Here is a 24,378-nt window from a genome sequence, read left to right as displayed (position 1 = left end):
AAAAACCTGTTTCATGAATTTGTAACAGGTTTTTTTATCTTTAAACCATAATAAATTGGTCAATGAAAAATATATTTGCTTTAGTATGTATTGCGCTTTTGTTTGGTTGTAAGTCTACAATTAAGAAAGATTCAGAAACGCTTCAAATCACAAGTAATCAATTAAAAGAGATTGTATCTTATTTGGCTTCAGATGAATTGCAAGGGCGTTTAGCTGGAAGTGTAGGAATTGATAAAGCTGCAACGTACATTGAGAATCAATTCAAATCCTATGGAGTAAATCCTTACTTTGATAGCTATCGTGATAATTTTAAAATACAGGATAGTATTAATGCTTTTAATGTCGTTGGATATATTGAAGGCAGCGATTCAAAATTAAAAGAAGAAGTTATTATTATAGGAGCGCATTATGACCATATTGGGTTTGGACAAAACATTAAAAAATATGGTGGTAGATTGGTAAAAAAAGATTCCATTTCAAATGGTGCTAATGATAATGCAACTGGTGTAAGTGCAGTATTAACGTTGGCCAATTATTTTGCAACTAAAAAAAGCAATAAGCGCAGTATTATATTTGCCTTATTTTCAGCAGAAGAATGGGGATTGTTTGGGTCTAAACATCTGTCAGAGAAATTAAAAGCAAAGCAAGTTAACTTGTATACAATGGTAAATTTCGAGATGATAGGCGTGCCTCTTAAAGGCAGAGATTATTTAGCATTTGTATCTGGTTACGATTTGTCTAACATGGCTTCAAAACTTAATGAATATAATGGTTCAAAATTTATAGGCTTTTCTGAGGTATCTAAAAAATATAATCTGTTTAAGCAGTCTGATAATTATCCATTCTACGAGCAGTTTAAAACACCTTGCCAAACAATTTCGAGCTGTGATTTATCTAACTATGACTATTATCATCATGTTGATGATGAAACTGAGTTAATGGACTATGAGTTTATGGCAAATTTAATGAATAATACAAGTTTAGCAATTGAAAAAATGACTAATACACCAACAAGAGAAATTGTAATGAAACCTAATAAAAACCATGAGTAAAAATATAATTATAACAGGAACAAGTAGAGGTATTGGTTTTGAGCTTGTGCATTTATTTGCTAGCCAAGGTTACAATGTATTAGCATTATCACGAAATGCGCAACCAGTAAATAATTTGCATTTTGATAACATTACATCGATGGCTTTTGATTTATGTAATCAAGATGACTATAAAAAGGTTGAAACATTTGTGATTAATGAGTGGAAACATGTAGATGTATTAATTAATAATGCGGGAACATTACTCAATAAGCCTTTTACAGAAACTACAATGCAAGATTTTGAGCAAGTTTATAAAACCAATGTTTTTGGCGTAGCAGAAATGACAAGAGTTATACTTCCGTTTATGAAGAGCAATAGTCACGTAGTGACAATTAGCTCGATGGGAGGCATCCAAGGTAGTGTTAAATTCCCAGGTTTAGCAGCATACAGTTCTAGTAAAGGCGCCGTAATTACACTTACAGAGTTACTAGCCGAAGAACATAAAGAATCTGGACCACAATTTAATGTATTGGCTTTAGGTGCTGTTCAAACCGAAATGCTTAAAGAAGCGTTTCCAGATTATCAAGCACCAACAACAGCTTTAGAAATGGCACAATATATTTATGAGTTTTCACTTAACGGAAACAAATATTACAACGGTAAAGTATTACAAGTTTCAAACTCTACACCTTAAAAGAGAAATGTTAAGTGTTGTTAATATGATGTTGACAATTTAAAAATTAAGACTGTATTTATCTGTTTGTAATAATTATCTTTCAATTTAGAAACCATTGACTATTGAATAAAACTAAGTTTTTAATTTTTGTTATTGCATGTTTTTCATTAACAAGAATTCAAGCCCAATGTAATTTAGAAGAAACCATCATTATTTGTGATATGACCCAAATTGATGGTGATAATGATGGCACTTTTGATGGCGTTATAAATTTATATACAGAGTATACAAACCTTACAGGAAATACAATTCAAGCAGGAACATGGTTTGATCCAGGGTTTAATTTTGCTTTAGATGAAACTACAGGAGATGTGTTTTTATGGGATTTAGATAATTCATCAGAAACTACAACCGATTATCAATTTGAGTTATCAAATGCTAATTGCGGAACTGACATCGCATTAACCATAAATTTGGTTTTAGGACCATTTTCAGGGTTTGCTGTACCAACAATAAATGGGAATGATGTAAATGTTGAAATCTGTGATATTGGTGTTGATCCTTGCGGTTCTTCTACTTTTTTCGATTTAAATCAAACATTACTATCAGTACCAAGCGCGCATTCAAATGGTATTTGGACTTACGAAGGCTCTAGCACAAATTTTATAGAAATAGCTGACGATAGTTTCTTTGTTGCCGATGTACCTTACCAACCAGGAATGCCATTAGTAGACGAAGAAACATTCGAACTTGTGTATACAGTGCCTGGAATCTCACCTTGTAGTCCTTCGGTAGAAACACGAGTTAAAGTGTCTGTAATTAGAGAAGTTTTTTCTGGAGCAGCAAATCAATTTAATATTTGTGAAACCGAAATGATTGCTGGAAGTTTTGGTGTTTTAGATTTAAGAGATGATGCCTATTTGGTTAATGAAGATATAGAAGGTATTTGGTTAGATGCTTTAGATCCAACTGGTCAAGTAACTGGACCTGGAGATTCTGTTATAGATTTAGGTCAGATATATACAGATTTATACCAAAGCAATCAACGTTTTGGCTGTGAGACTTATGATTTTACTTATTTTGTTGAAAGTCGTTCTGCAGTTTGTACCGATAAATCAAGTACAGTAACATTTACAATTTTTGAAGCCTTACGACCTTTTTCACAAGTAAATCCAATTCCTGAGTTTTGTGTTGGAGATCCTAATTTGTCTACACTAAATCTTTACGATTTATTGATGTTTACAACAGAAAATGGTGTGTTGTATGATTATCCAAATAATTCATGTACAAATTGGACTTTAATGTCAGGACCTTCAAGCTTAGGATTGATGAGTCATTCTGGAGACATCTGTGCTTTTGATTCTTCTTATTCATCAGACGGTACAATAAGTTTAGCTAATATTACAAATGCAGATGCTGGAACATATACATTTCAATATTATGTTTCACCAGAATATAATTGTGAAGCTATAAACCCTGAAGTTATTAATTCGGTTCCAGATGGCTGCACACAAACTACAGATGTAAATCATCCATGCCAACCCGAATTTGCTGAAGTAACTATAATTATAAACCCAAGTAATTATGCTGGTGAAAATACAGGTAATTTAGATTTTTGTGAGTCTAACTTTGCTAATCCAACAGATTTAATTACGCTATTAACAACTAATGGCGTTGATCCTATTTATGTTGGTCCACTTGGTAATTGGTTCGATTTAAATACTGGAGCTTTGGTTACAAATCCATTTGTTTTACCAGAAATTATTGATCAGCAAACATTTAATTTTACCTACAATACAAACACAGCTGAGAATTGTTTTGACAGAGCAAGTTTAACATTTACTATTTATGAAGAGTATCAATCTGGTATTAGTAATGTTATAGATGTTTGTGATGATGATACCGCGTTTAATTTATTTGAATCTTTAGGAGGAAACCCAAATACTAACGGAACATGGGAAGGACCAAATGGTTTTACTTCTGCTGTTAGCGATGTCTTTTTTGATCCTGCTACATTTGATGCTGGAGTTTATACTTATATAGTTCCGGATAACGGAAATGGAGCAGATGTGATGTGTCCTGGTAATCAAGCTACTATTACTGTTACTATAGCTCAAAACTTAAATGCAGGAAGTGATATGTTAGGCATGGCTTGCGTGTCAGATTTACAAGTAGATTTAAATAGTTTATTAGATCCACTAGCAGATGCTGGCGGAATATTTATAGATACAGACAATACAAACCTATTAACAGGAGGCATCGTAGATGTATCTCAGTTGGCTACTGGAGATTATGATTTTGAATACCAAGTACAAGCGAGTCCTTTATGTACTTTGTCAACAGCAATACTAACGCTAACCGTTTTAGATGAAGATCCGCCAGTTGCACAAAACCAAACCTTTTGTTTAATAGATGCTGCTACAATTTCAGATTTGCAAATTACTAGCAACGCAGTAAGCTTTAATTGGTACGATACAGCAACATCAACAGATTTATTAACAACAAGTTTGTTGTTAGCAAATGGAGAAGACTATTTTGTTTCAGCAGTTAATGGAGATGGATGCGAGTCTAGTAGAACACAAATTATAGTAACATTATTACCACTTAATGATGACACTTGCGATGACTGTGAAATAAACGATGGAATTTCAGATAATGACGATGGCGAAAACGAATTCTTAGATCTTTGTAATCTACCACTTATTTTCCCAGATTTTGAAATTGAAATTTTTAATAGATACGGAACTATTGTGTTTAAAGGCAATAAGAACACACCTCTTTTTGATGGTACATCTAATGTCTCATTAACCATAGGAGATAGGTTGCCATCTGGAGTATATTTTTATGTGTTTAATCCTAATGATGGTGTTATAGCACCTTTTCAAGGTGATGTGTATTTAAGTAGATAATTGATATAGAATGAAGATAAAGATTTATATACTATTCATGTTTGTTGGCTGTTGTGCTTTTGCGCAACAAGAACCACATTACACACAGTATATGTATAATATGAGTATTATAAATCCTGCGTATATGATTAACGAACCAGGACTTGTTGAGGTTGGTACATTATATCGCACACAATGGGTTGGTATTGATGGTGCGCCAAAAACAGGAAATGCATTTGCTAACATTCCATTAAGTGATAGAATAGAAATAAGTCTTAATTATTTAAATGATGAAATAGGAGGAAACATTAAACAAACCGAAAATGTACTTAATATTGATGCAGCATATAAAATTAGACTTAACGAGACTCTAAACTTGTCTTTCGGGATGAAAGTTGGCTTTGATCATTTAAGTACAAACTCACATCAAAGTAACGTAAGCGGAGACCCATTGTTTAATAATGCTAAAAAAACAGTGCTAAATATTGGAGCAGGTGTGTTTTTATTTAAAGAGAAATATTATGTAGGCTTATCATCTCCAAATTTACTTCCTAATGATTTAGATGTTAATAATGATATTCTATATCAAAATGCTGCGCATCTCTTTTTAATTGGTGGTTATGTTTTTGATATTAATGACGATTTTAAATTAAAGCCTTCAACAGTAGTTAAACAAACTATGGGAGCGCCTTTATCTTTCGATATTTCTACAAATGTATTGTATCAAGAAAAGTTTGAGCTAGGCGTTTCGTATCGTTATCAAGATGCAGTTACAGCCATGGTTGGTATCGAGGTTTTACCAGATTTAAGAGTTGGTTATGCTTATGATTTTAATACAAGTGTTTTAAATGATTTTAATAGCGGAAGTCACGAGTTTATACTAACCTATAGATTTGATGTACTTGGTTTAAGTAAAAAATATTCATCTCCAAGATTCTATTAATATGCTAAAAAAAATAGTCATAGTATTAGTGTTGTTGTGTGTTACACAAACATTGTTTTCGCAAAAGAAATCGAGAGCTGATCGTTTTTTCGAAAAAGGAGATTATATCAATGCAGCTAAATATTACGAAGAAGATTTAGAAAAAAAACAGCATAAAAAAGACTTAGAGAATATAGCAATTTCCTATTATAATACATTTAAATATAGAGAAGCATCACGTTATATAAAGCAACTTATAAAAGGAAATTACGCCGAGAAAGATAAAACTTACGATAACGAATTCAATTTTAAATTATACCAAGTCTTATCGGCTTTAGGTGATTATGAAACGGGTTTAGATTATTATATATTATATAAAGAAAACCTATCAGCTTCCTTAGAAAAGCAAGATGCCATTGAAACCATTGAAGAGTTTAAATTAAAAAATCCAGATTATACTGTAGAAAGAGCAGCGTTCAATTCTGAAGCTTCAGATTTTGGAGCTGTAAAGTTTAACGACAGTATTTATTTTACATCAGATAGAGACAACAAACAACTATTGTCAAAAAAATACAAGTGGACACATCAACCTTTTTTAGATATCTATGCTGTAAAAGTAAATGATGAAGGCCTTGTTGTTGGTGGCGTAAAACCATTGCCAGAAACCATTAACTCAAAACTTCACGAAGGAAATTTCTGTTTCAGTAATGACGGAACAACCTTATATGTATCACGAAGTAACTTCAATGATGGCAAAAAGGAGTTTGACGATAACGCTAATAACAATATCCATTTATATGCGTCAACGTTTAGTGGCGGTAAATGGTCTGAATTAGAAAAACTCCCTTTTAATACTAAGAACTATTCCTACCAACATCCAGCTTTGAGTCCAGATGGTAAGAAGTTGTATTTCTCATCAAACCGAGAAGATAGCCTAGGAAGTTTCGATTTGTATTATGTAGCTGTTAATGTCGATTTAACTTACGGTCAACCTATTAATTTAGGGTCAACTATTAATACAAAAAACAGAGAACATTTCCCGTTTATCTCTAACGAAGGTCATTTGTTTTTTGCGTCTAATGGTCATTTAGGACTTGGGATGTTAGACAATTTCGTGTCTGAGTATGTCGAAGGCAAATTTACAACGCCAGTAAATTTAGGTGTGCCAATTAACTCGCAGTACGACGATTTTAATCTTAATTATTATAACGATAACGAAGGCTTTTTTGCATCTAACCGAAATAGAATAGACGACAACATTTATAGTTTTAAGCAAACAGGAGAGATTTTTATAAGAGAGTACATTAACCAGTTTGAAGTACGTGATCAAGATACTAAAGCTTACATACCAAATGCTGAGGTAACATTATCAGATAAAAGAGGAAACGAAATTTACAGCAACACTTTAGATTCTATTGCCAATTTTAATAAAAACCTACTAGCGTCAAGTTATGAATTTAAGGCTTCTAACGAAGCGTATATTCCTGGAGTCATTAATGTAACAGTTTTAGAAAAACAAGACCAAAAGCATGTCTTGTATTTAAAAAAGCTGCCGCCTCCGCCGCCACCAGAACCTGTTGAGCCACCAGACCCAATTGAGGTAATTATAGCAGAAAAAGGAATAGATAAAAACTTAAAAGAAGAAGACCCAAAGCGTTTTGAAATGCTAACAGATGTTGAAGGTCCACCAATTGTAGAAAAAGACGGAAAGCTGTTTTTTGAGCTCGAACCTATTTATTTCGATTTTGATATGTGGAACATTCGTGCAGACTCAAAACTCATTTTAGATGCTTTGGCTAAAAAGCTAGAACGCTATCCAGACATTCATTTAAAAATTAGCTCACATACAGATAGTAGAGGTACAGTTAGGTATAACCAAATCTTGTCTGAGCGACGTGCAGAATCTACACGAAACTATCTAGCATTAGAAGCTTATATAAATGCCAGGCGCATGAAATTTCAAGGCTTTGGTGAGCTGTCTCCAAAAGTAGATTGCCCAATGTTAGACTGTACAGAAGAAGAACACCAACTTAACAGACGTAGCGAGTTTGAGATTGTGGAGTATTGAATTATAGTATTAGATTATGGAATAATCACGATATGAAATTTCACTTGCATTCAAACTTAAAATCAAAAAAGCGCAAATAATTTTATATTTACTTAATGGACGAATTAAATTTTAATATATATAATGTTCTCATTTTAGTAGGGATTATCCATGGAGTCATCTTTAGTTTTATAATTTTTTTTAATAGAAAATTAAATTCAAAAACTAACCTATTTCTCGCATTTACGGTTTTGACATTAGTATTTAGTAATTTACAATATTGGTTAAAAGATGTTGGGCTTTCATTGAATTTCGGTTTAAACCTATTTATTCCTTTTGAGTTTTTAATGTTACCATTTTTTTATTTTTTTGTAAGAAGCTACTTGAATAAAAAAATAATTATTTATAAGAGTATTATTTTATTCACCCCTTTTGTTTTAGTTATTATATACCAAATAATTATTAATAGTTATTTTGTTTATCCTAAAATCATTGATATTATAAACTTAATTATAGAGTATGTATCAATGACTTTTTCAATAGTGATAATTGTTTTAGTGTTTAGATGTATTATTGTTTATGAAAAAGAAAATATAAAATATCATTCTTCTAAAATTAAAATGAATACTAAATGGCTTAAAAAAGTTTTGCTTATAGGTTTAATATTATGTGTTCTATGGTTTTTGTCTGTAAGCTTTTTTGAGTCATTTTCTAAAGAAGGTTATTATCAATATTACCCTTTATGGATAGGAATTTCTATTTTAATATATTGGATTGCATATGGTTCAATTTTTCAGACATATGTTTTTAACCAACGTATTCATATAAGAAATTCTATTCTTCCTAAGAATATACAACAAATTGGAGGTGATAAGAAGATAAAGTATTCTAATGTAAATTTGTTTAATGAAATTTTTTCATATATAGAAAAAAATAAATTGTATTTAAATCCTGATTTAAATGTTTCCATAATAGCTAATACCTTTAATATAAGTAAAGGATATCTTTCTAGATTGATAAGTTTTAATAGCGAATTAAATTTTAACGATTACATTAACACTTTACGGGTTGAAGAAGCAAAAACAATGTTGAATGATAAAGTATATAATGATTATACAATTTTAGCTATTGGTTTAGAGTCTGGTTTTAACTCAAAGACTAGTTTTTATTCAGCATTTAAAAAATTCACCAATAAAACACCTAATCAATATAAAAAAGAGTCCGAAATAATGAATGATGTTAATATATAGAACTCTATTCTTTTATCATTTATTTAATATTGCTTCATGAATTTAATTTAAACAGAATAACTTATGAAACACCTTTTAAAGATTACCTTTTTATTTTTAACTCTTATAATGTATAATTGCGAAAATGAAATTATTGAAACTAATCCGTATGAAGATATACAGCAAATACAAAATAAATTTTCTCTTAAGGATTTTGAAAAATCTTTTATAAAGGAGAACTTGGAAGTTAATTGGAACGATTTTATTAAAAATGATAATATGAAAAATTCTACTTTTATGTACGAATTCAATACATCTTTAAAAACTAAAAGTAGATTGGAAAATGAAAAAGAAGCTCTAGACTACAAATATAAGGTGCTTGCATTTAAAGATGTTGATAAAAATTGGAGTATAGAGTTAATAAAATTTTTAACAAAAAATGCTAAAACGTTAAGTAATGTTTCATCATTTTCTCCTACATCTTTTTCTGGCACATTATATCATTATGATTTAAATGGGAAGCCATTAAAAATAAAGGCTATGAAAACGGAGAGTTAATAAACGAATTATCAAATGGAGATTTACTTTTTAGAAACCCTGAGCGAGAAGATCCACCAGAAAATGAAGATGGAGGCGGCTCAGGTGGATACCAATGGATTACTGTGACAAATTATACAGATTGGTATGCAAATATAGAAGGAGGTTCAACTTTGTATTATACACATTCAGTGTATAACTCTACTACATATGAATACGTTTATGTAGGAGCAGGAACTAGTTCATATACATATCATCATCACGTAAGTGGTGACTCAAGTTATGGGGGAGCTAGTAACCATAGTATTGAAAATATAGTTGAAGAGGAAAATATACTAGTAGTTATTAGACCAGATTTACCCATAATTGATGTTCAGGACTTTCTTGAATGTTTTGATGTAACTCAAGATGCAGTATTAACAATCTATGTTGAGGAACCTAACCCTGGGTCTGGGCAAACACATCAAGGAGGTTTTGTTGGTCATACTTTTATTTCAATATCTCAAGGTGTTAATACGAGTACCTATGGGTATTATCCAGACGAAACTAATATTTATCCAGTTATAAATGAATCTAGCATTGCTGTTTTAGGTGATGATGGGAATGGATTAGAACATTTTTCTGCAAGTATTTCTACAACAATAACGGCTAATCAATTAGAGCAAATTATTAATCATTCTATTAATCATACTGCAACCTATAATTTAAATACATATAATTGTACAGATTTTGCTATTGATGCAGGAAATTTAGGAGGATTGAACTTGCCTGCCTCAAATGGTGTTTGGTTAGGAGGAAATGGCTCTAATCCTGGTACTTTGGGGATGTATATAAGAAGTGCGACTACAACGAATAATACAATAATAAATACGAATGGAGGTACTGCACCAGCTACAAATAAAGGATGCTAATTTTAAATAACAAAGAAATGAAAAAAATATTTATAATCTTTTTTTGCATTGCAATTTTTTCTTGCCAATCTCAAGATAAAAATAAAGAAACAATAATAAAATTTATTAATAATATAGTTTTAAATTCTAACTATGATTCCTCTGATTTAGAGTATTATTTAGATATTGATAAAGAAACTTTAGAGGATAAAAATAAAAAAGATTTTTTTATCAGTTTAATGGACGATAATATTATAGATATTAAACAAAAGATTGATAAAAATGAGTTGAACTATATAATACTTTCTAATAAAGAAGCAATTGAGAAAGGCATTACTTCTAATTTAATATATAATGATTATTCTAAAGTTTATTATGTAATTGTCGAAAATAAAATTATAACGCCAATTATTATAAAGAATGATAAAATTGTTTCTTTCTTTTATGGGTTAACAAAAAAAGAGAATGAATCAAGACCAATGTTATTGAATAATTAATCGGTTTTTATTAATAGAAGCAATTTTTTATGATTGCTTCTATTCTTTTTAGTAAAACCTAATATGAAAATTTTGATGAAATCAATAATAATCATATTGAAGAAACTATTTTGCTTGAAATAGAATGCCATAATTAAATTATAATATATTTTTGAGGGTATTGGTATTGTATTTATATGTGTAGTTCATTATCCAATGAATGTAAATACAGATGCTGGACAATAATTTTAATTACTCAACAATAATACTTATGCAAAACAAAACAACTTTAGATATTTTTGAACCAAGTCTTGTAATATGGCAAATCATCAGCTTTATTATATCAGTGCTTTTTATCTTTTTTATAGTTAAGCTTTATAAAAAGCTTATGCTTTTTTTAACTAAAAGCATAAAATACTTGGATGAAAAACAAGAGAACAATTAAAACAATTACGGATTCAGTTTTTTATAATAGAAGCAATCTTGTCTAGTGCTTTACACGAATTACTGAAAATATTTGTTTTACTTTTGTGCTAATGCAAAGCACACTTCAAAATTACATTCCGCAACCAGCAATAGCTTCTGTTTTAAAATTATTAGAGCATGAGTATTTGGTGGTTAAAGTAAAAAATGAGCGCAAAACACGTCATGGAGATTATAAGCGTTTACCAAATGGCAAGCATCAAATTACGGTAAACTCTAATCTAAATACCTACAGGTTTTTAATTACGCTAATTCATGAGATTGCACATTTTGAAGCCTATAAAACCTATGGCAAATTTATAAAACCTCATGGTATTGAGTGGAAACGTACGTTTCAGCATTTAATGTTACCCTTTTTAAATCCTGCAGTTTTCCCTGAGGCATTATTGCCTTTATTAGCAAAACACTTTAAAAACCCTAAAGCAAGTAGCGATACAGATGCTACGCTTGCCTTGGCTTTAAAACAGTTTGACGAACCTAACGATAAAACTTATATTTTTGAAGTGCCTTTTGGTAGCGATTTTAAATTGTATAATGGTAGAATCTTTAAAAGAGGAAACAAACGTACAAAACGTTTTGAATGTGTAGAACTAAAAACAGGAAAGCTATATTTGTTTAATCCCAATGCAGAAGTAGAGTTGATGGATAAAAATGAAGTAAGTATTTGATTGCTGAGCTTGTCGAAGCAAAACAGGAAAGTTGTATCTTTTCAACCCTAATGTGCTAAGGTGAAATTATTATAAATTGAATGTCACACTGAGCTTGTCGAAGTGTCTTTATTATTAAAAGATGCTTCGCTTCGTTCAGAAAGACAAAAAAATAAAGTTAATACCATTTCCGTTGTCACGGAAACAAAAATAAAAAAATGAACAAAAATTATTACGCAATTTTAATGGCTGGTGGTGTTGGCTCAAGGTTTTGGCCAGTAAGTACAGGAGATTTTCCAAAGCAATTTCATGATATGTTAGGTACAGGAGATACGCTTATCCAGAAAACATTTAATCGCCTTGCTAACCTAATTCCTAAAGAAAATATTTTTATTTTAACCAATGAGCGTTATAACGATTTGGTATTTGAACAGTTACCAGATGTTACTAAACGTCAGGTGGTTTTAGAACCTGCAATGCGTAATACTGCACCTTGTATTTTGTATGCTGCTTTAAAAATTCAGAAAGAAAATGAAGATGCTGTAATGATTGTAGCACCAAGTGATCACTGGATTGAAGACGAAAATGCTTTTACTCAAAATGTACAACAAGCATTTGATTTTTGCTCACAAAACGATGCCTTAATGACGCTTGGTATTACACCAACGTTTCCAAATACAGGTTACGGTTATATTGAGTATGATAACTCTAATATGGTTACTGAGCGCAATCAAAGTATTAAGAAAGTAAATCAGTTTAGAGAAAAGCCAGATTACCAAACAGCTAAAGAGTTTATCGCACAAGGTAATTTTTTATGGAATGCAGGGATTTTTATGTGGAGCGCCAAAAGTGTTGTCGCTGCATTTACAACTAATCAACCCAAATTGTTTCAACTGTTTGAGCAAGGAATAGATGTTTATAATACAGATTTTGAAGACGATTTTATAAGAGATAATTACAGCAAGTCCGAAAATATTTCTGTGGATTATGCCATTATGGAAAAGTCTAAAAACGTCTACGTTATTCCTGCAACTTTCGATTGGAATGACCTCGGAACTTGGGGAAGTTTATATGATAAACTAGATAAGGATGAAAGTAATAACGCAGTAGTTAATGCAAAAACTTTAACTGAAGATGCATCAGGAAATATGATTAGAACCAAAAGTGATAAGGTTGTAGTTGTAGATGGTTTGCAAGATTATATCATTGTAGATAAAGACGAAGTTTTGCTTATCTTTCCGAAAACAAAAGAACAAGACATTAAAACAGTACTCCAAAAGGTGAAAGCTAAGTTTGGAGAGCATTATGGTTAATATATGAGTGAAGAGAGTAAATTCGATTTTTCTGAAGAAGACATAAAAAAAGAAGCAGCTGTAGAGCAAAGTAAGGAAGCTGTAAAACAAGATGCAAAGGGACTTTGGGTAAGTTTAAAGACCTTTTTTGTTGAGCTATTAGATTTTAGATACGATACCGATCGTGATGCTACTATTGATGCTATAAAAGGTGATATTCCATTTAAAGGTGCAACTGCTTGGATTTTAATTTGCTCCATTTTTGTCGCTTCAGTCGGATTGAATGCTAACTCAACAGCAGTTGTTATTGGAGCCATGTTAATTTCGCCATTAATGGGGCCAATTCTTGGTATCGGTATGTCGATTGCTATTAATGATATTGATACATTACGTAAGTCGTTAATAAACCTTGCAACCATGATTGTATTGAGTTTAATAACTGCTTTTTTGTTTTTCTGGCTATTTCCATTAAGTGCTGAAACTTCTGAGCTTCTCGGAAGAACAGCACCAGATATTCGTGACGTTCTTATTGCCTTTTTTGGTGGTTTAGCTTTAATTATTGCACGAACAAAAAAAGGAACAATTGCATCGGTAATTTTTGGTGTGGCAATTGCTACAGCGTTAATGCCACCTTTATGTACTGTTGGTTATGGGCTTGCCGTTGCAGTATCAGATGATGCAGTAAAAGGATTGAATTTTGCTAAAGGTGCGATGTATTTGTTTACAATCAACACTATTTTTATTGCTTTAGCAACGTTTTTAGTCTTGAAGTTATTACGCTTCCCTATGCTTAAATATGCAAATTCGGCTAAACGTAAGCGTACAGCAAGAATCGCTTCTTTAGTTGCGATACTTGTTATGATTCCTGCTGTGATGACTTTTTTAACGGTTTTAAAAAAGAGCCAATGGGAAGCGCAAGCAAAACAGTTTATCGCTAAAGAACTTAAAGCATTGCCTAATGCAAAGTATATTGAAAAGTATGCAACTCCAGATTATAAGCCTGATGGAGTATCTACTATAGAATTAACAACCTTTGGCGCAGATGTAATTCCTGAAGCTACAAAAGCTGTTTTAGAACAGCGTTTTTCTGATTATAGTAATTTAGACAATACAAAGCTTGTTGTTAATCAAACCAAAAATAGAGTAGTTAATAATTTAGAGTATATGGAAGAATTACGTACACGTGATTCTTTAGATTTAATGACACAACAACAAAAAATTACTTTTTTAGAAGATAAAGTAAAAGCACTGTCTAAGTTTGAAATTGAACATATTCCTTTTGAAGAGTTGACTAAAGAAGTAAAAATTAATTATGAAAATTTAGATCAACTGTCATATTCTAATGAGTTGCGTTCAAACTTTTCAAAGATTGATACATTGTCTGTGTTTACAGTAAAATGGAATGATTCGCTGTCAACTGAAGAATCACGTTCAAAAGATATTGTGAAACTCGAAAAATGGTTGAAGCTGAAGTTTAAACTAGATACCTTGGTTGTAAAGCAGTTGAAGTAGATTATTGATTTTCTTCTAAGTACATCTTACGTACTTTCTTAAATAAGTTTGAAGAATACACAAAGTCTGTAACTACTTCGTTGTCGGTTTTAAAAATGGTTTTATGTGAGCCTTCCCAAGCTTTATGACCATCTTTTAAGAACACAATCTTTTCACCAATTTCCATTACAGAATTCATATCATGCGAGTTGATCACTGTTGTAATATTATATTCGTCTGTAATTTCCTGAATTAAGTTATCAATAACAATAGCAGTTTTAGGATCTAAACCAGAATTGGGTTCGTCACAAAATAAATACTTAGGGTTGTTTACAATCGCTCTAGCTATAGCCACACGTTTTTGCATACCACCAGAAGCTTCACTTGGCATTTTATTATGTGCATTATCTAAGTTTACACGCTTTAAAACAAAATTGACGCGTTCTTCCATTTCGCTTTTACTTTGCTTAGTAAACATTTGTAATGGAAACATTACATTTTCTGCAATAGTCATAGAATCAAAAAGCGCACTGCCTTGAAAAACCATGCCAATTTCTGCACGAAGATTACGTCTTTCGTCTTCGTTTAATTGCTTATATATTTTCCCGTCGTAAGAAATTGAACCTTCTTCATAATCAAATAAGCCCAAAAGGCATTTTAAAAATACGGTTTTACCAGAACCACTTTGCCCAATAACAAGACTGGTTTTTCCTTTTTCAAAAGTGGTATCAATTCCTTTTAATATATGAACGTCTCCAAACGATTTATGTAAATTTTTTACTTCTATCATTAGCCTAGCATCATATCGGTTAATATATAATTCAATAAAATAATAACAACAGCAGTCCAAACAAACGAGGTTGTACTTGCCTTACCAACTTCTAAAGCACCACCTTTCATATAAAACCCATGAAACGACGGAATAGTTGCTAATACAAAAGCAAAAATAAAAGTCTTAATAAAAGCATAGATCATATGAAACGTATCAAAGTCTGTTTGTAACCCGATAATATAATCTTCTAAACTAGTATAGCCACCAAAAACGCATGCTGCCATTCCGCCAATAAGCCCTAAAAACATACCAATAGCAATAATAAAAGGATATAGCATTAAGGCAACTGTTTTTGGAAACACTAAATAGTTTAAAGCGTTTATTCCCATAACTTCTAAAGCATCTATTTGCTCAGTAACTCTCATTGTTCCAATACTAGAGGTTATAAACGACCCAACTTTACCAGCCATAATAATAGAAATAAATGTAGGCGCAAACTCTAAAATAACAGATTGACGTGTTGCAAAACCTACAAGGTATTTTGGAATCAGTGGATTACTTATATTTAAAGCCGTTTGAATGGTAATAACACCACCAACAAAAAACGAGATAAAGGCAACAATACCAAGAGAACCAATTACTAAATCGTCAATATCTTTTAAGATTAAATTTTTCATCACAGACCATTTGGTTGGCTTGCGAAACATTTCTGCAATCATTAAAAAATAGGCACCAATATTATTTAGGTATGACATAGTAAAATTTGTAACTGCTAATGTAAAAAAAAGTTACACGTATTTAACCTTAATTTTAAATTTTGATGTTTTAAAATCTGTATTTTAGACGTCCAAAAATATAATACTAAGATGAAAAACATAACTTCACTTCTTTTAATTCTTTTTTTGTCGCTGTCTTGTAAATCGCAAGATGTTGTTAATGATAAAAAAGCGACTAATACTGTTACAGCTACTACTAACCCAAAGTTAGTTGTTGGTATTGTTGTAGATCAAATGCGTTATGATTATTTAACGCGTTTCTATGATAGATTTGGAGAAGGTGGTTTTAAACGCATGATAAATGAAGGGTTTAATTGTAAAAACAATCATTTTAATTATATACCAACAAAAACTGCAGCTGGTCATGCATCGATTTTTACTGGGACTACGCCAAAGTATCATGGTGTAATTGGCAATGATTGGTTTGATAAAGAACTTAAGAAAATTGTGTATTGCACAGGTGATGAAATGATGCAATCTATAGGCACTACAAGTAAGTATGGTAAAATGTCTCCGCATAGAATGAAAGTAACCACTTTTGCTGACGAGAATAGGTTGTTTACTCAAATGCGCGGTAAGACCATTGGTGTATCTATTAAAGATCGCGGCGCGATTTTACCTGCAGGACATACTGCAAATGCAGCATATTGGTTTCATGGAAGAGATGAGGGCAATTGGATTACAAGTAGTTTTTATATGAACGCTTTACCAAAATGGGTTAATGATTTTAATGCTTCAGGAATAACGAAATCTTATTTAAAAGTTTGGAACACATTATATGATATTAATACATATGCTGAAAGCGGAAAAGATTTATCCACTTTTGAGGAAGGTTTTAAAGGGAAAGACACTCCAACATTTCCTTATGATTTAAATGAAATAAATAGCGAAAATAGAGGTTATGATATTTTAAAATCAACTGCATATGGAAACTCGCTAACAACAGATTTTGCTTTAGCTGCTTTAGATGGGGAACAGTTAGGTAAAGATAATATTACAGATGTACTTACGCTAAGTTTCTCGGCAACCGATTATGTAGGGCATAATTTTGGCGTAATTTCTAAAGAAATAGAAGATACATATTTACGCCTAGATAAAGATTTAGAGCGCTTCTTTAAAGCTTTAGATGCTAAAGTTGGGGTAGGAGAATATACTGTGTTTTTAACTGCAGATCATGGCGCGCCTTACGTTCCAGATTACTTATTGTCTGTAAAAGTGCCAGCTGGCTTATTTGATTTAAATAAAATGAAAGCTGATTTGAATACTCTACTTGAAGTTAAATATGGTGTGTCGAGTTTGATATTAAGCACAATAAATAATCAGATATTTCTTGACCACGATAAAATTAATGCTGAAAACCTCAACTTAGAAGCAATTAAAAACGTATTAGTAAAGAAAATCTTAGCATATAAGCTAATAGATAAAGTGTACTTAGATTCTGAAGTTAAAAACCATAGTAATGGCAATAGTGCGCAAATTGAAGATTTATTAAATAATGGATACAATCAAAAGCGGTCTGGTGATATATTATTGGTGACAGACCCAAGTGTGTTTAAAGATACTTTTTGGAATAGGCAAGGTACAGATCATGGAACAGGTTTTAGTTATGATACACATGTGCCATTGTTGTTTTTTGGAAAAGGGATTAAACATGGAGAAACTTTACAGAATACTAATATTACAGACATTGCGCCAACAGTATCGTCACTTTTAGGAATTAGTTTTCCAAATGCAGCAATTGGTCAGCCATTAGAATTTGTTTTAGATTAATTAGTTTGAACAAACGCACACTTTATTCAGTAATAGCCATACTAATTATTATAGGAATATATGGCTACGAACATTTTTTAGTTGAAGAAGAAAAGGTAGAAATTATACTTGAAGGTGAAACCGTTAAAATGGATACTAACGCGTATTTTTTACCTACAAGTACAACAAATCAAATTGTTCATCATGATGGTTATTCGTTATCATATAGCGAACCGCATGAACAAGCAGAATGGGTTGCTTACGAACTTAAAAAATCACATCTATCTAATATTAATTTTAAACGTCCTTACTTTCAAATTGATAAAGCCGTAAAAACTGGAGCTGCTCATTGGCGTAATTATAAAAAATCTGGTTATGATCGTGGACATTTATGTCCAGCTGGAGATCGTCGATTTAGTAAAGAAGCACATGATGAAACGTTTTTAACGAGTAATATATCTCCTCAAAAGCATAATTTTAATTCAGGAATTTGGAATACTTTAGAACAAAAAGTCAGGTATTGGGCACGTAAATATGATGGTGTTTTTGTAGTTACCGGTGGCGTTTTAAAAGGGAATATGAAAACTATAGGAGACGAAAAAGTATCTGTGCCAAATCTGTTTTATAAGGTTTTAATAGATAATAATTCTGGTAAGACTAAAATGATTGCTTTTATAATGCCTCATAAAAATTCAAATAAACCTTTATATGAATTTGTAGTTTCTGTTGATGAGGTAGAAAAACTTACTGGAATAGATTTCTTTCCTGAGCTTGAAGATGCTATTGAAAACAAACTAGAAGCATCAAAAAGCTACAAAGAATGGAGTTTTAATTAAAATAAGAGCTGTTATGCTGAATGTAGTTGAAGCATCTTGCTTATTAGATTCTTCATTTTATTTAGAAAGACAAAGCATTAACTAAGTTTGTTAAGCATGCCTTTCCATCGTAATTTTCTAATAAATTTGCCTTGCTCAGTAGTTACTAAGTAATCAACTTTATTTTTTTTAGCTTTGAAATAACCAGTTATATAATCTTTAAATAGCGAAAAACTTTGTTTTTTATAAGCGAGTTTTAAAGCAGAAATTAAAGTAATAATAAAACCGTATCGCATTTTGTACATTGCTTCACCTTGCAGGTATTTTGAAGCTTTGTTGTAGCTTATTCCTGTAGGTTTTAAATGTTTTACATGTAATGTGTCATCGGTAAGCAGTTCCCAACCATAATATTTTGCTAATAACTCGTCAACTGTGTCCCAACCCATAGATGCTTTGAGTTTACCAATATCTAAGAAACATTGTTTTCTGTAGGCTTTTAAAGCACCACGAATATGATCTTTACGTGTTAGGTTTTCTAAAACCCATTGCTTGTTTTTTTCGATATAACAAAAACCAGAAACCATACCTAGTTTTCCGTTTTGCTTATAATGATTTGATAATTCTTCTAAATAGTTTTCAGGAAAAATTAAATCGGCATCAAACTTACAAAGCACGTCATAGTTGTTATCTAGTGTTTCAAGACCTTTATTAAAGGCATTAATGATTTTTGAGCCAGGAAGATGTGTGTTAGAAGATGTTGTGTTTACTAAATTAATCCATGAAAATTTTGAAGCATAATCTGTAATGATTTTTTGTGTGCTATCATTTGAATTGTCATTTACAACAACAACCTTTTTTGGTAAAAGCGTTTGTAATGCCAAAGACTCTAAGGTAAACCCAATTGAATCTTCTTCGTTATGTGCAGGAATGATGATGTAAAAATTCAAAAAATTACTGTTTAATAAGCAAAGTTAAACTCTTTCTGCATAAACTATATAGTATCTAGGTGTAAACCATCTTAGTAAAGGTCTAAAGCCTATTTTTTTAGTTGGGTTTGTCCATTTTTCTGTAGCAATAATTTTCCAACCAGATTTTTCTAATAACCAATCAAATTGCCAATCTTCAAATTCATGATAGTGTCTGTCGCGCATATCTGTTTTACTTCGATAAGCTGAAGCAAACCATAGTTTTAGTGGGACACTAGCGACAAGTTGACTTGCCTTAATGCTCTTTAAAACTGTAAAAGGAGAAAGTAAATGCTCAAAAATTTCAAAAGCAGTTACTACTTTTTCTGTTGAGTTTGTAATTGCAGAAACATCAACATCTAAATCTTCACCTTTAGTATTTGACACCACAAAACCTTCTTGTTTCATGATTTTGCTAAATGGATTTTCGACACCTAAATCTAAAATAGAAGATGATGTGTCAATGTGTTTTTTTAAAAAATGTATGGTGTGCTTAAAACGTTTGTTAGGATAACTATTTTCGTACATTACTTAATGTTTATAAATAATAGCGTTTATATTCATGCCTGCTCCAACACTTGCAAACATAATTAGATCGCCTTCATTTATAGAATGACCTTCTAGATTATTTTTTAAAATCATATCAAATAACGTTGGTACAGTTGCAACACTAGAATTTCCTAATTTGTTTATAGTCATTGGCATGATGCCTTCAGGCATATCCATATTGTATAATTTATAGAAACGTTCTACAATAGCTTCATCCATTTTTTCATTAGCTTGATGAATTAGTATTTTCTTTATGTCTCTAATGTCAATTCCACTTCCGTCTAAGCAAGATTTCATTGCCGCAGGAACATTGTTTAAAGCAAACTCGTAGATTTTTCTGCCATACATTTTAATATACCTACGCTTATCTGTAACTTCAAGATTGTTTGTTTCTCCAAAGTATATAAAATGAGCTTCATCTAAAGCGTAAGTTGCACTTTCGTGATTAATAATGCCGCCTTCATGCACTGTATTTTCAATAATAGTAGCGCCAGCACCATCACTATATATCATAGAGTCTCTATCGTGTTTATCGATAACACGAGATAAGGTTTCAGATCCAATGACTAAGCATTTTTTTGCAATGCCAGCTTTTATAAATGCATTAGCTTGTATAACAGCTTCAACCCAACCTGGACAGCCGAAAAGGACATCGTAAGCTACACATTTAGGGTTTTTAATTCCTAAAAGATGTTTTACTCTTGATCCAATACTTGGTACTGTGTCACTTTGTTCGGTATTGTGTTTTACATCTCCGTAGTTATGAGCAACTATAATATAATCTAATTCTTCTTGGTTGATTTTTGCATCTTCTATGGCTTTTTGAGCCGCATAGTAAGCAATATCAGAATTGGTTAAGGAAGGTTTAATATAACGTCGTTCTCCAATACCTGTTATAGCTTTAAATTTTTTAACAATAACTTCATTAGAGTTATTAATAGAAGATCCATCTGCATTTAAAAATTCATGCTTATAAAAATCTTCGTTTTTTTCAATTTGACTAGGAATAAAACTTCCTGTTCCTGTTATTTTGATAGCCATTTGCTATGTATTGTTAATGCGTAACTACTAAGGTAATTAAAATGCAATTAGATATGTTTATTTTAGTAATAAATTATTGATTTTTAGCATATTCATAAAAAACAGCTATTAAACTAAATATTTATTAAAAAAAAGCCCTCAGACTGAGAGCTTTTTTGTTTAGATATTTAATGTTAAGCTTCTATATAATCTTCAATAGGAGCACAAGTACAAATTAGATTGCGATCGCCGTAAGCGTCGTCTACACGTCTTACAGATGGCCAGAATTTATTGTCTTTTACATAGTTTAATGGAAAAGCTGCGGTTTCTCTAGAATAATTAAAATCCCATTCATTAGCAGTTAGCATCGCTAATGTGTGAGGTGCATTTTTGAGTACATTGTTGGTGTCTTCTTTTGAAGCATTATCAATTTCTTTTCTAATGGAAATCATGGCATCACAAAAGCGGTCCATTTCAGCTTTGCTTTCGCTTTCTGTTGGTTCTATCATAAGCGTACCAGCAACAGGAAATGATACTGTTGGTGCATGAAAACCATAATCCATTAATCGTTTGGCAATATCTGTAACTTCAATACCGTTTGCTTTAAAAGGTCTACAATCTACAATCATTTCGTGAGCTGCACGACCTCGTTCACCAGAATATAGTGTATCAAAACTGCCTTCAAGACGTTGTTTGATATAGTTGGCATTTAAAATGGCAATTTTTGTTGACCATGTTAAGCCATTTGCGCCTAACATTTTTATATAACCATAAGAAATTAAACATGCTAAAGCAGATCCATAAGGTGCAGAAGATATTGCTGTTATAGCGTTTTCTCCTCCAGTTTTTATAATTGGGTTTCCTGGTAAAAATGGAACGAGTTGCTTGGCAACACAAATTGGTCCAACTCCTGGTCCGCCACCTCCATGAGGAATTGCAAATGTTTTATGCAGATTGAGGTGACACACATCAGCACCAATATTTCCAGGATTAGTTAATCCAACTTGAGCATTCATATTTGCGCCATCCATATACACTTGACCACCATTATCATGGATGATTTTTGTAATTTCTTTTATTGATGCTTCATATACACCATGTGTAGATGGATAAGTTACCATTAAAGCAGCTAAATTATCTTTGTGTAATTCTGCTTTTTCACGTAAATCATTAACATCAATATTACCTTCTTCAGTAGATTTAGTTACGACCACTTTCATTCCTGCCATCACTGCACTTGCTGGATTTGTACCGTGTGCAGAAGAAGGAATTAAGCAAATATTTCTATGTTGGTCATTACGAGATTCGTGATAAGCTTTAATTACCATAAGACCTGCAAATTCACCTTGAGCACCAGAGTTTGGTTGTAGTGATGTTGCAGCAAATCCTGTTATTTCTGTAAGTTGGTCTTCTAATGCTTTTAAAACGGTTAGATAACCTTTTGCTTGATTTATAGGAACAAAAGGGTGTAAGTTTCCCCAGTTTGGAGAGCTTAATGGTAGCATTTCTGAAGCTGCATTTAGCTTCATGGTACAAGAACCTAGAGAAATCATTGAATGATTTAATGATAAATCTTTACGTTCTAAAGATTTTATGTAACGCATTAATTCAGTTTCAGAATGATGCGAATTAAATACGTCTAAGGTTAAAAAATTTGATTGACGTTGATGCGTTTCAGAAATATTATTGCTTTCTGAAATAGTGTTTATTTCAATAGTGTCTTTATTTATAGCTTTAGCAAATATTGAAACAATAGTATTAATATCGTTTAATGATGTTGTTTCATTAATTGAAATTGTAACTGTTTCGGTATTTGGATAAAAGAAGTTAACCTCATTTGCTTCAGCTATTTCCTTTACCTTTTTTGCATTGGCTTTTATTTCTAGCGTATCAAAAAAGGAAGTGTTAGTTTGAGTATATCCTAATTCTTGTAAAGTACTTGCTAAGCTAGAGGTTGTATTATGAACTTTATTTGCAATAAACTTTAAGCCTTTTGGGCCATGATATACAGCGTACATTCCTGCCATTACAGCTAATAAAACTTGAGCTGTGCAAATGTTTGATGTTGCTCTATCACGCTTAATGTGTTGCTCACGCGTCTGTAATGCCATACGTAAGGCTCTGTTGCCATTTAAGTCTTTAGTAACTCCAATAATACGACCAGGAATATCTCTTTTGTAAGCATCTTTAGTTGCAAAATATGCTGCATGAGGGCCACCATAACCCATTGGAATTCCGAAACGTTGTGTAGTACCAACAACAACATCAGCACCAAATTTACCTGGAGCTTCAAGTTTTACTAAACTTAGTATATCGGCTGCAACAGCAACTTTTATTTGAGCTGTTTTTGCTTTTTCAATGAATGCTTTGATATCTGTAATTTGACCATTTTTTCCAGGGTATTGAAGTAATGCTCCAAAATATTCTGATGAAAAATCAAATGCATCTTCATTTCCAATAACTAATTCAATACCAATTGGGATGGCTCTAGTTTGTAATAAAGAAAGTGTTTGTGGTAAAGTGTTTTCTGAAACAAAAAATTTGTTAATACCTGCTTTCTTTTGTGGACGTTCTCTTACTGCAAATAATAAACTCATTGCTTCAGCAGCTGCAGTACTTTCGTCTAAAAGTGATGCGTTAGCAATTTCCATTCCTGTAAGGTCTGTGACCATGGTTTGAAAATTTAATAAGGCTTCTAAACGCCCTTGAGCAATTTCTGCTTGATAAGGTGTATAAGCAGTATACCATCCTGGATTTTCTAATATGTTACGTTGAATAACTGCAGGCAATATAGTTGGATGGTAACCTAAACCAATGTAGGTTTTGTATATTTTATTTTGCTTAGATAATTCATGAATGTGAGAACTATATTCAAATTCAGACATTGGTTTGTCTAAATTAAGCCCATTTTTTAGGCGAATATCATCTGGTACAGTTTCGTAGATGAGTTGGTCTAAACTATCAATGCCAATAGTTTTTAGCATTTGATTTTGGTCTTCTTCTCTTGGACCTATATGACGAATTGCAAAAGCATTTGTATTCATTAAAAATTGTGTTGTGTTTTGTCTCGCAAAAATAAGCATTTGTAAAAGTTTTTTAAGCTCTATTATTCAAAGTTTT

20 protein-coding genes are annotated in these 24,378 nt (G+C 31.7%); 14 read left to right on the top strand and 6 right to left on the bottom strand.

What is annotated here, in order from left to right:
* The first annotated feature begins 62 nt into the window (after positions 1–62).
* The 12 genes from BXY80_RS12810 (at position 63) to BXY80_RS12755 (ending at position 14,633) form a co-directional block, all read left to right on the top strand.
* The gene (locus BXY80_RS12810; RefSeq protein WP_120202555.1) at positions 63–1,052 is read left to right on the top strand and encodes a M28 family peptidase; all 990 of its coding nucleotides are present in this window, start codon (positions 63–65) and stop codon (positions 1,050–1,052) included.
* Positions 1,045–1,728 (top strand): SDR family NAD(P)-dependent oxidoreductase, encoded by a 684-nt coding sequence (locus BXY80_RS12805; RefSeq protein ID WP_120202553.1) that lies wholly within the window; start codon positions 1,045–1,047, stop codon positions 1,726–1,728. Before BXY80_RS12810 ends, BXY80_RS12805 begins: the two co-directional genes overlap by 8 nt.
* A 104-nt stretch (positions 1,729–1,832) precedes the next feature.
* Positions 1,833–4,619: a T9SS type B sorting domain-containing protein gene (locus BXY80_RS12800; protein WP_120202551.1), complete on the top strand. Its 2,787-nt coding sequence runs from the start codon at positions 1,833–1,835 to the stop codon at positions 4,617–4,619.
* A gap of 10 nt (positions 4,620–4,629) precedes the next feature.
* Complete coding sequence (locus BXY80_RS12795) at positions 4,630–5,541, top strand: PorP/SprF family type IX secretion system membrane protein (protein ID WP_120202549.1); 912 nt, start codon at positions 4,630–4,632, stop codon at positions 5,539–5,541.
* A 1-nt stretch (position 5,542) separates the two neighbouring features.
* Positions 5,543–7,588, top strand: a complete 2,046-nt coding sequence (locus BXY80_RS12790) for an OmpA family protein (protein WP_120202547.1) — start codon at positions 5,543–5,545, stop codon at positions 7,586–7,588.
* A gap of 506 nt (positions 7,589–8,094) precedes the next feature.
* Positions 8,095–8,817 (top strand): helix-turn-helix domain-containing protein, encoded by a 723-nt coding sequence (locus BXY80_RS13975; protein ID WP_162843317.1) that lies wholly within the window; start codon positions 8,095–8,097, stop codon positions 8,815–8,817.
* Positions 8,818–8,880: 63 nt separating this feature from the next.
* The gene (locus BXY80_RS12780; protein WP_147376137.1) at positions 8,881–9,354 is read left to right on the top strand and encodes a hypothetical protein; all 474 of its coding nucleotides are present in this window, start codon (positions 8,881–8,883) and stop codon (positions 9,352–9,354) included.
* Positions 9,355–9,458: 104 nt separating this feature from the next.
* Positions 9,459–10,244, top strand: coding sequence for a hypothetical protein (locus tag BXY80_RS12775; protein WP_120202541.1), 786 nt, complete (start codon positions 9,459–9,461; stop codon positions 10,242–10,244).
* A 17-nt stretch (positions 10,245–10,261) separates the two neighbouring features.
* Entirely contained in the window at positions 10,262–10,720 is a 459-nt protein-coding gene (locus tag BXY80_RS12770; RefSeq protein ID WP_147376136.1) for a hypothetical protein, read from the top strand.
* Positions 10,721–11,235: 515 nt separating this feature from the next.
* Positions 11,236–11,850, top strand: a complete 615-nt coding sequence (locus BXY80_RS12765; protein WP_120202536.1) for a SprT-like domain-containing protein — start codon at positions 11,236–11,238, stop codon at positions 11,848–11,850.
* Positions 11,851–12,047: 197 nt separating this feature from the next.
* A complete protein-coding gene (locus BXY80_RS12760; RefSeq protein ID WP_120202534.1) occupies positions 12,048–13,142 on the top strand; it encodes a mannose-1-phosphate guanylyltransferase in 1,095 nt (364 codons plus the stop codon).
* 3 nt (positions 13,143–13,145) lie between these two features.
* Complete coding sequence (locus BXY80_RS12755; RefSeq protein ID WP_120202532.1) at positions 13,146–14,633, top strand: DUF389 domain-containing protein; 1,488 nt, start codon at positions 13,146–13,148, stop codon at positions 14,631–14,633.
* Position 14,634: 1 nt separating this feature from the next.
* On the opposite strand, the gene BXY80_RS12750 is transcribed toward BXY80_RS12755, so the two are convergent.
* Both BXY80_RS12750 and BXY80_RS12745 read right to left on the bottom strand, forming a co-directional pair.
* On the bottom strand, positions 14,635–15,402 hold the full coding sequence (locus tag BXY80_RS12750; RefSeq protein WP_120202530.1) for an ABC transporter ATP-binding protein: 768 nt from the start codon (positions 15,400–15,402) through the stop codon (positions 14,635–14,637).
* Positions 15,402–16,139 carry an MlaE family ABC transporter permease gene (locus tag BXY80_RS12745; RefSeq protein ID WP_120202528.1) on the bottom strand — a complete coding sequence of 246 codons (738 nt, stop codon included), beginning with the start codon at positions 16,137–16,139 and terminating at the stop codon, positions 15,402–15,404. Before BXY80_RS12745 ends, BXY80_RS12750 begins: the two co-directional genes overlap by 1 nt.
* Before the next feature lie 111 nt (positions 16,140–16,250).
* On the opposite strand from BXY80_RS12745, the gene pafA reads away from it, so the two are divergent.
* Together pafA and BXY80_RS12735 are read left to right on the top strand one after the other, a co-directional pair.
* Complete coding sequence (pafA, locus tag BXY80_RS12740) at positions 16,251–17,930, top strand: alkaline phosphatase PafA (RefSeq protein ID WP_120202526.1); 1,680 nt, start codon at positions 16,251–16,253, stop codon at positions 17,928–17,930.
* A 5-nt stretch (positions 17,931–17,935) separates the two neighbouring features.
* Positions 17,936–18,745 (top strand): DNA/RNA non-specific endonuclease, encoded by an 810-nt coding sequence (locus BXY80_RS12735; RefSeq protein ID WP_120202524.1) that lies wholly within the window; start codon positions 17,936–17,938, stop codon positions 18,743–18,745.
* 77 nt (positions 18,746–18,822) lie between these two features.
* On the opposite strand, the gene BXY80_RS12730 is transcribed toward BXY80_RS12735, so the two are convergent.
* From BXY80_RS12730 to gcvP, 4 genes are all read right to left on the bottom strand, one after another.
* Complete coding sequence (locus BXY80_RS12730) at positions 18,823–19,671, bottom strand: glycosyltransferase family 2 protein (protein WP_120202522.1); 849 nt, start codon at positions 19,669–19,671, stop codon at positions 18,823–18,825.
* 24 nt (positions 19,672–19,695) lie between these two features.
* The gene (locus BXY80_RS12725; RefSeq protein WP_120202520.1) at positions 19,696–20,217 is read right to left on the bottom strand and encodes a methyltransferase domain-containing protein; all 522 of its coding nucleotides are present in this window, start codon (positions 20,215–20,217) and stop codon (positions 19,696–19,698) included.
* Between the two features lie 3 nt (positions 20,218–20,220).
* On the bottom strand, positions 20,221–21,279 hold the full coding sequence (locus tag BXY80_RS12720) for a 3-oxoacyl-ACP synthase III family protein (RefSeq protein WP_120202518.1): 1,059 nt from the start codon (positions 21,277–21,279) through the stop codon (positions 20,221–20,223).
* A 173-nt stretch (positions 21,280–21,452) separates the two neighbouring features.
* The gene (gene gcvP / locus BXY80_RS12715; protein WP_245977303.1) at positions 21,453–24,302 is read right to left on the bottom strand and encodes an aminomethyl-transferring glycine dehydrogenase; all 2,850 of its coding nucleotides are present in this window, start codon (positions 24,300–24,302) and stop codon (positions 21,453–21,455) included.
* Positions 24,303–24,378: the final 76 nt, after the last annotated feature.

The sequence above is a fragment of the Ichthyenterobacterium magnum genome, from assembly GCF_003610635.1.
In the GTDB taxonomy this organism is placed as follows: domain Bacteria; phylum Bacteroidota; class Bacteroidia; order Flavobacteriales; family Flavobacteriaceae; genus Ichthyenterobacterium; species Ichthyenterobacterium magnum.
Note: the sequence above shows the minus strand (reverse complement) of the source record. Positions and strands in the feature narration are given on the sequence as shown.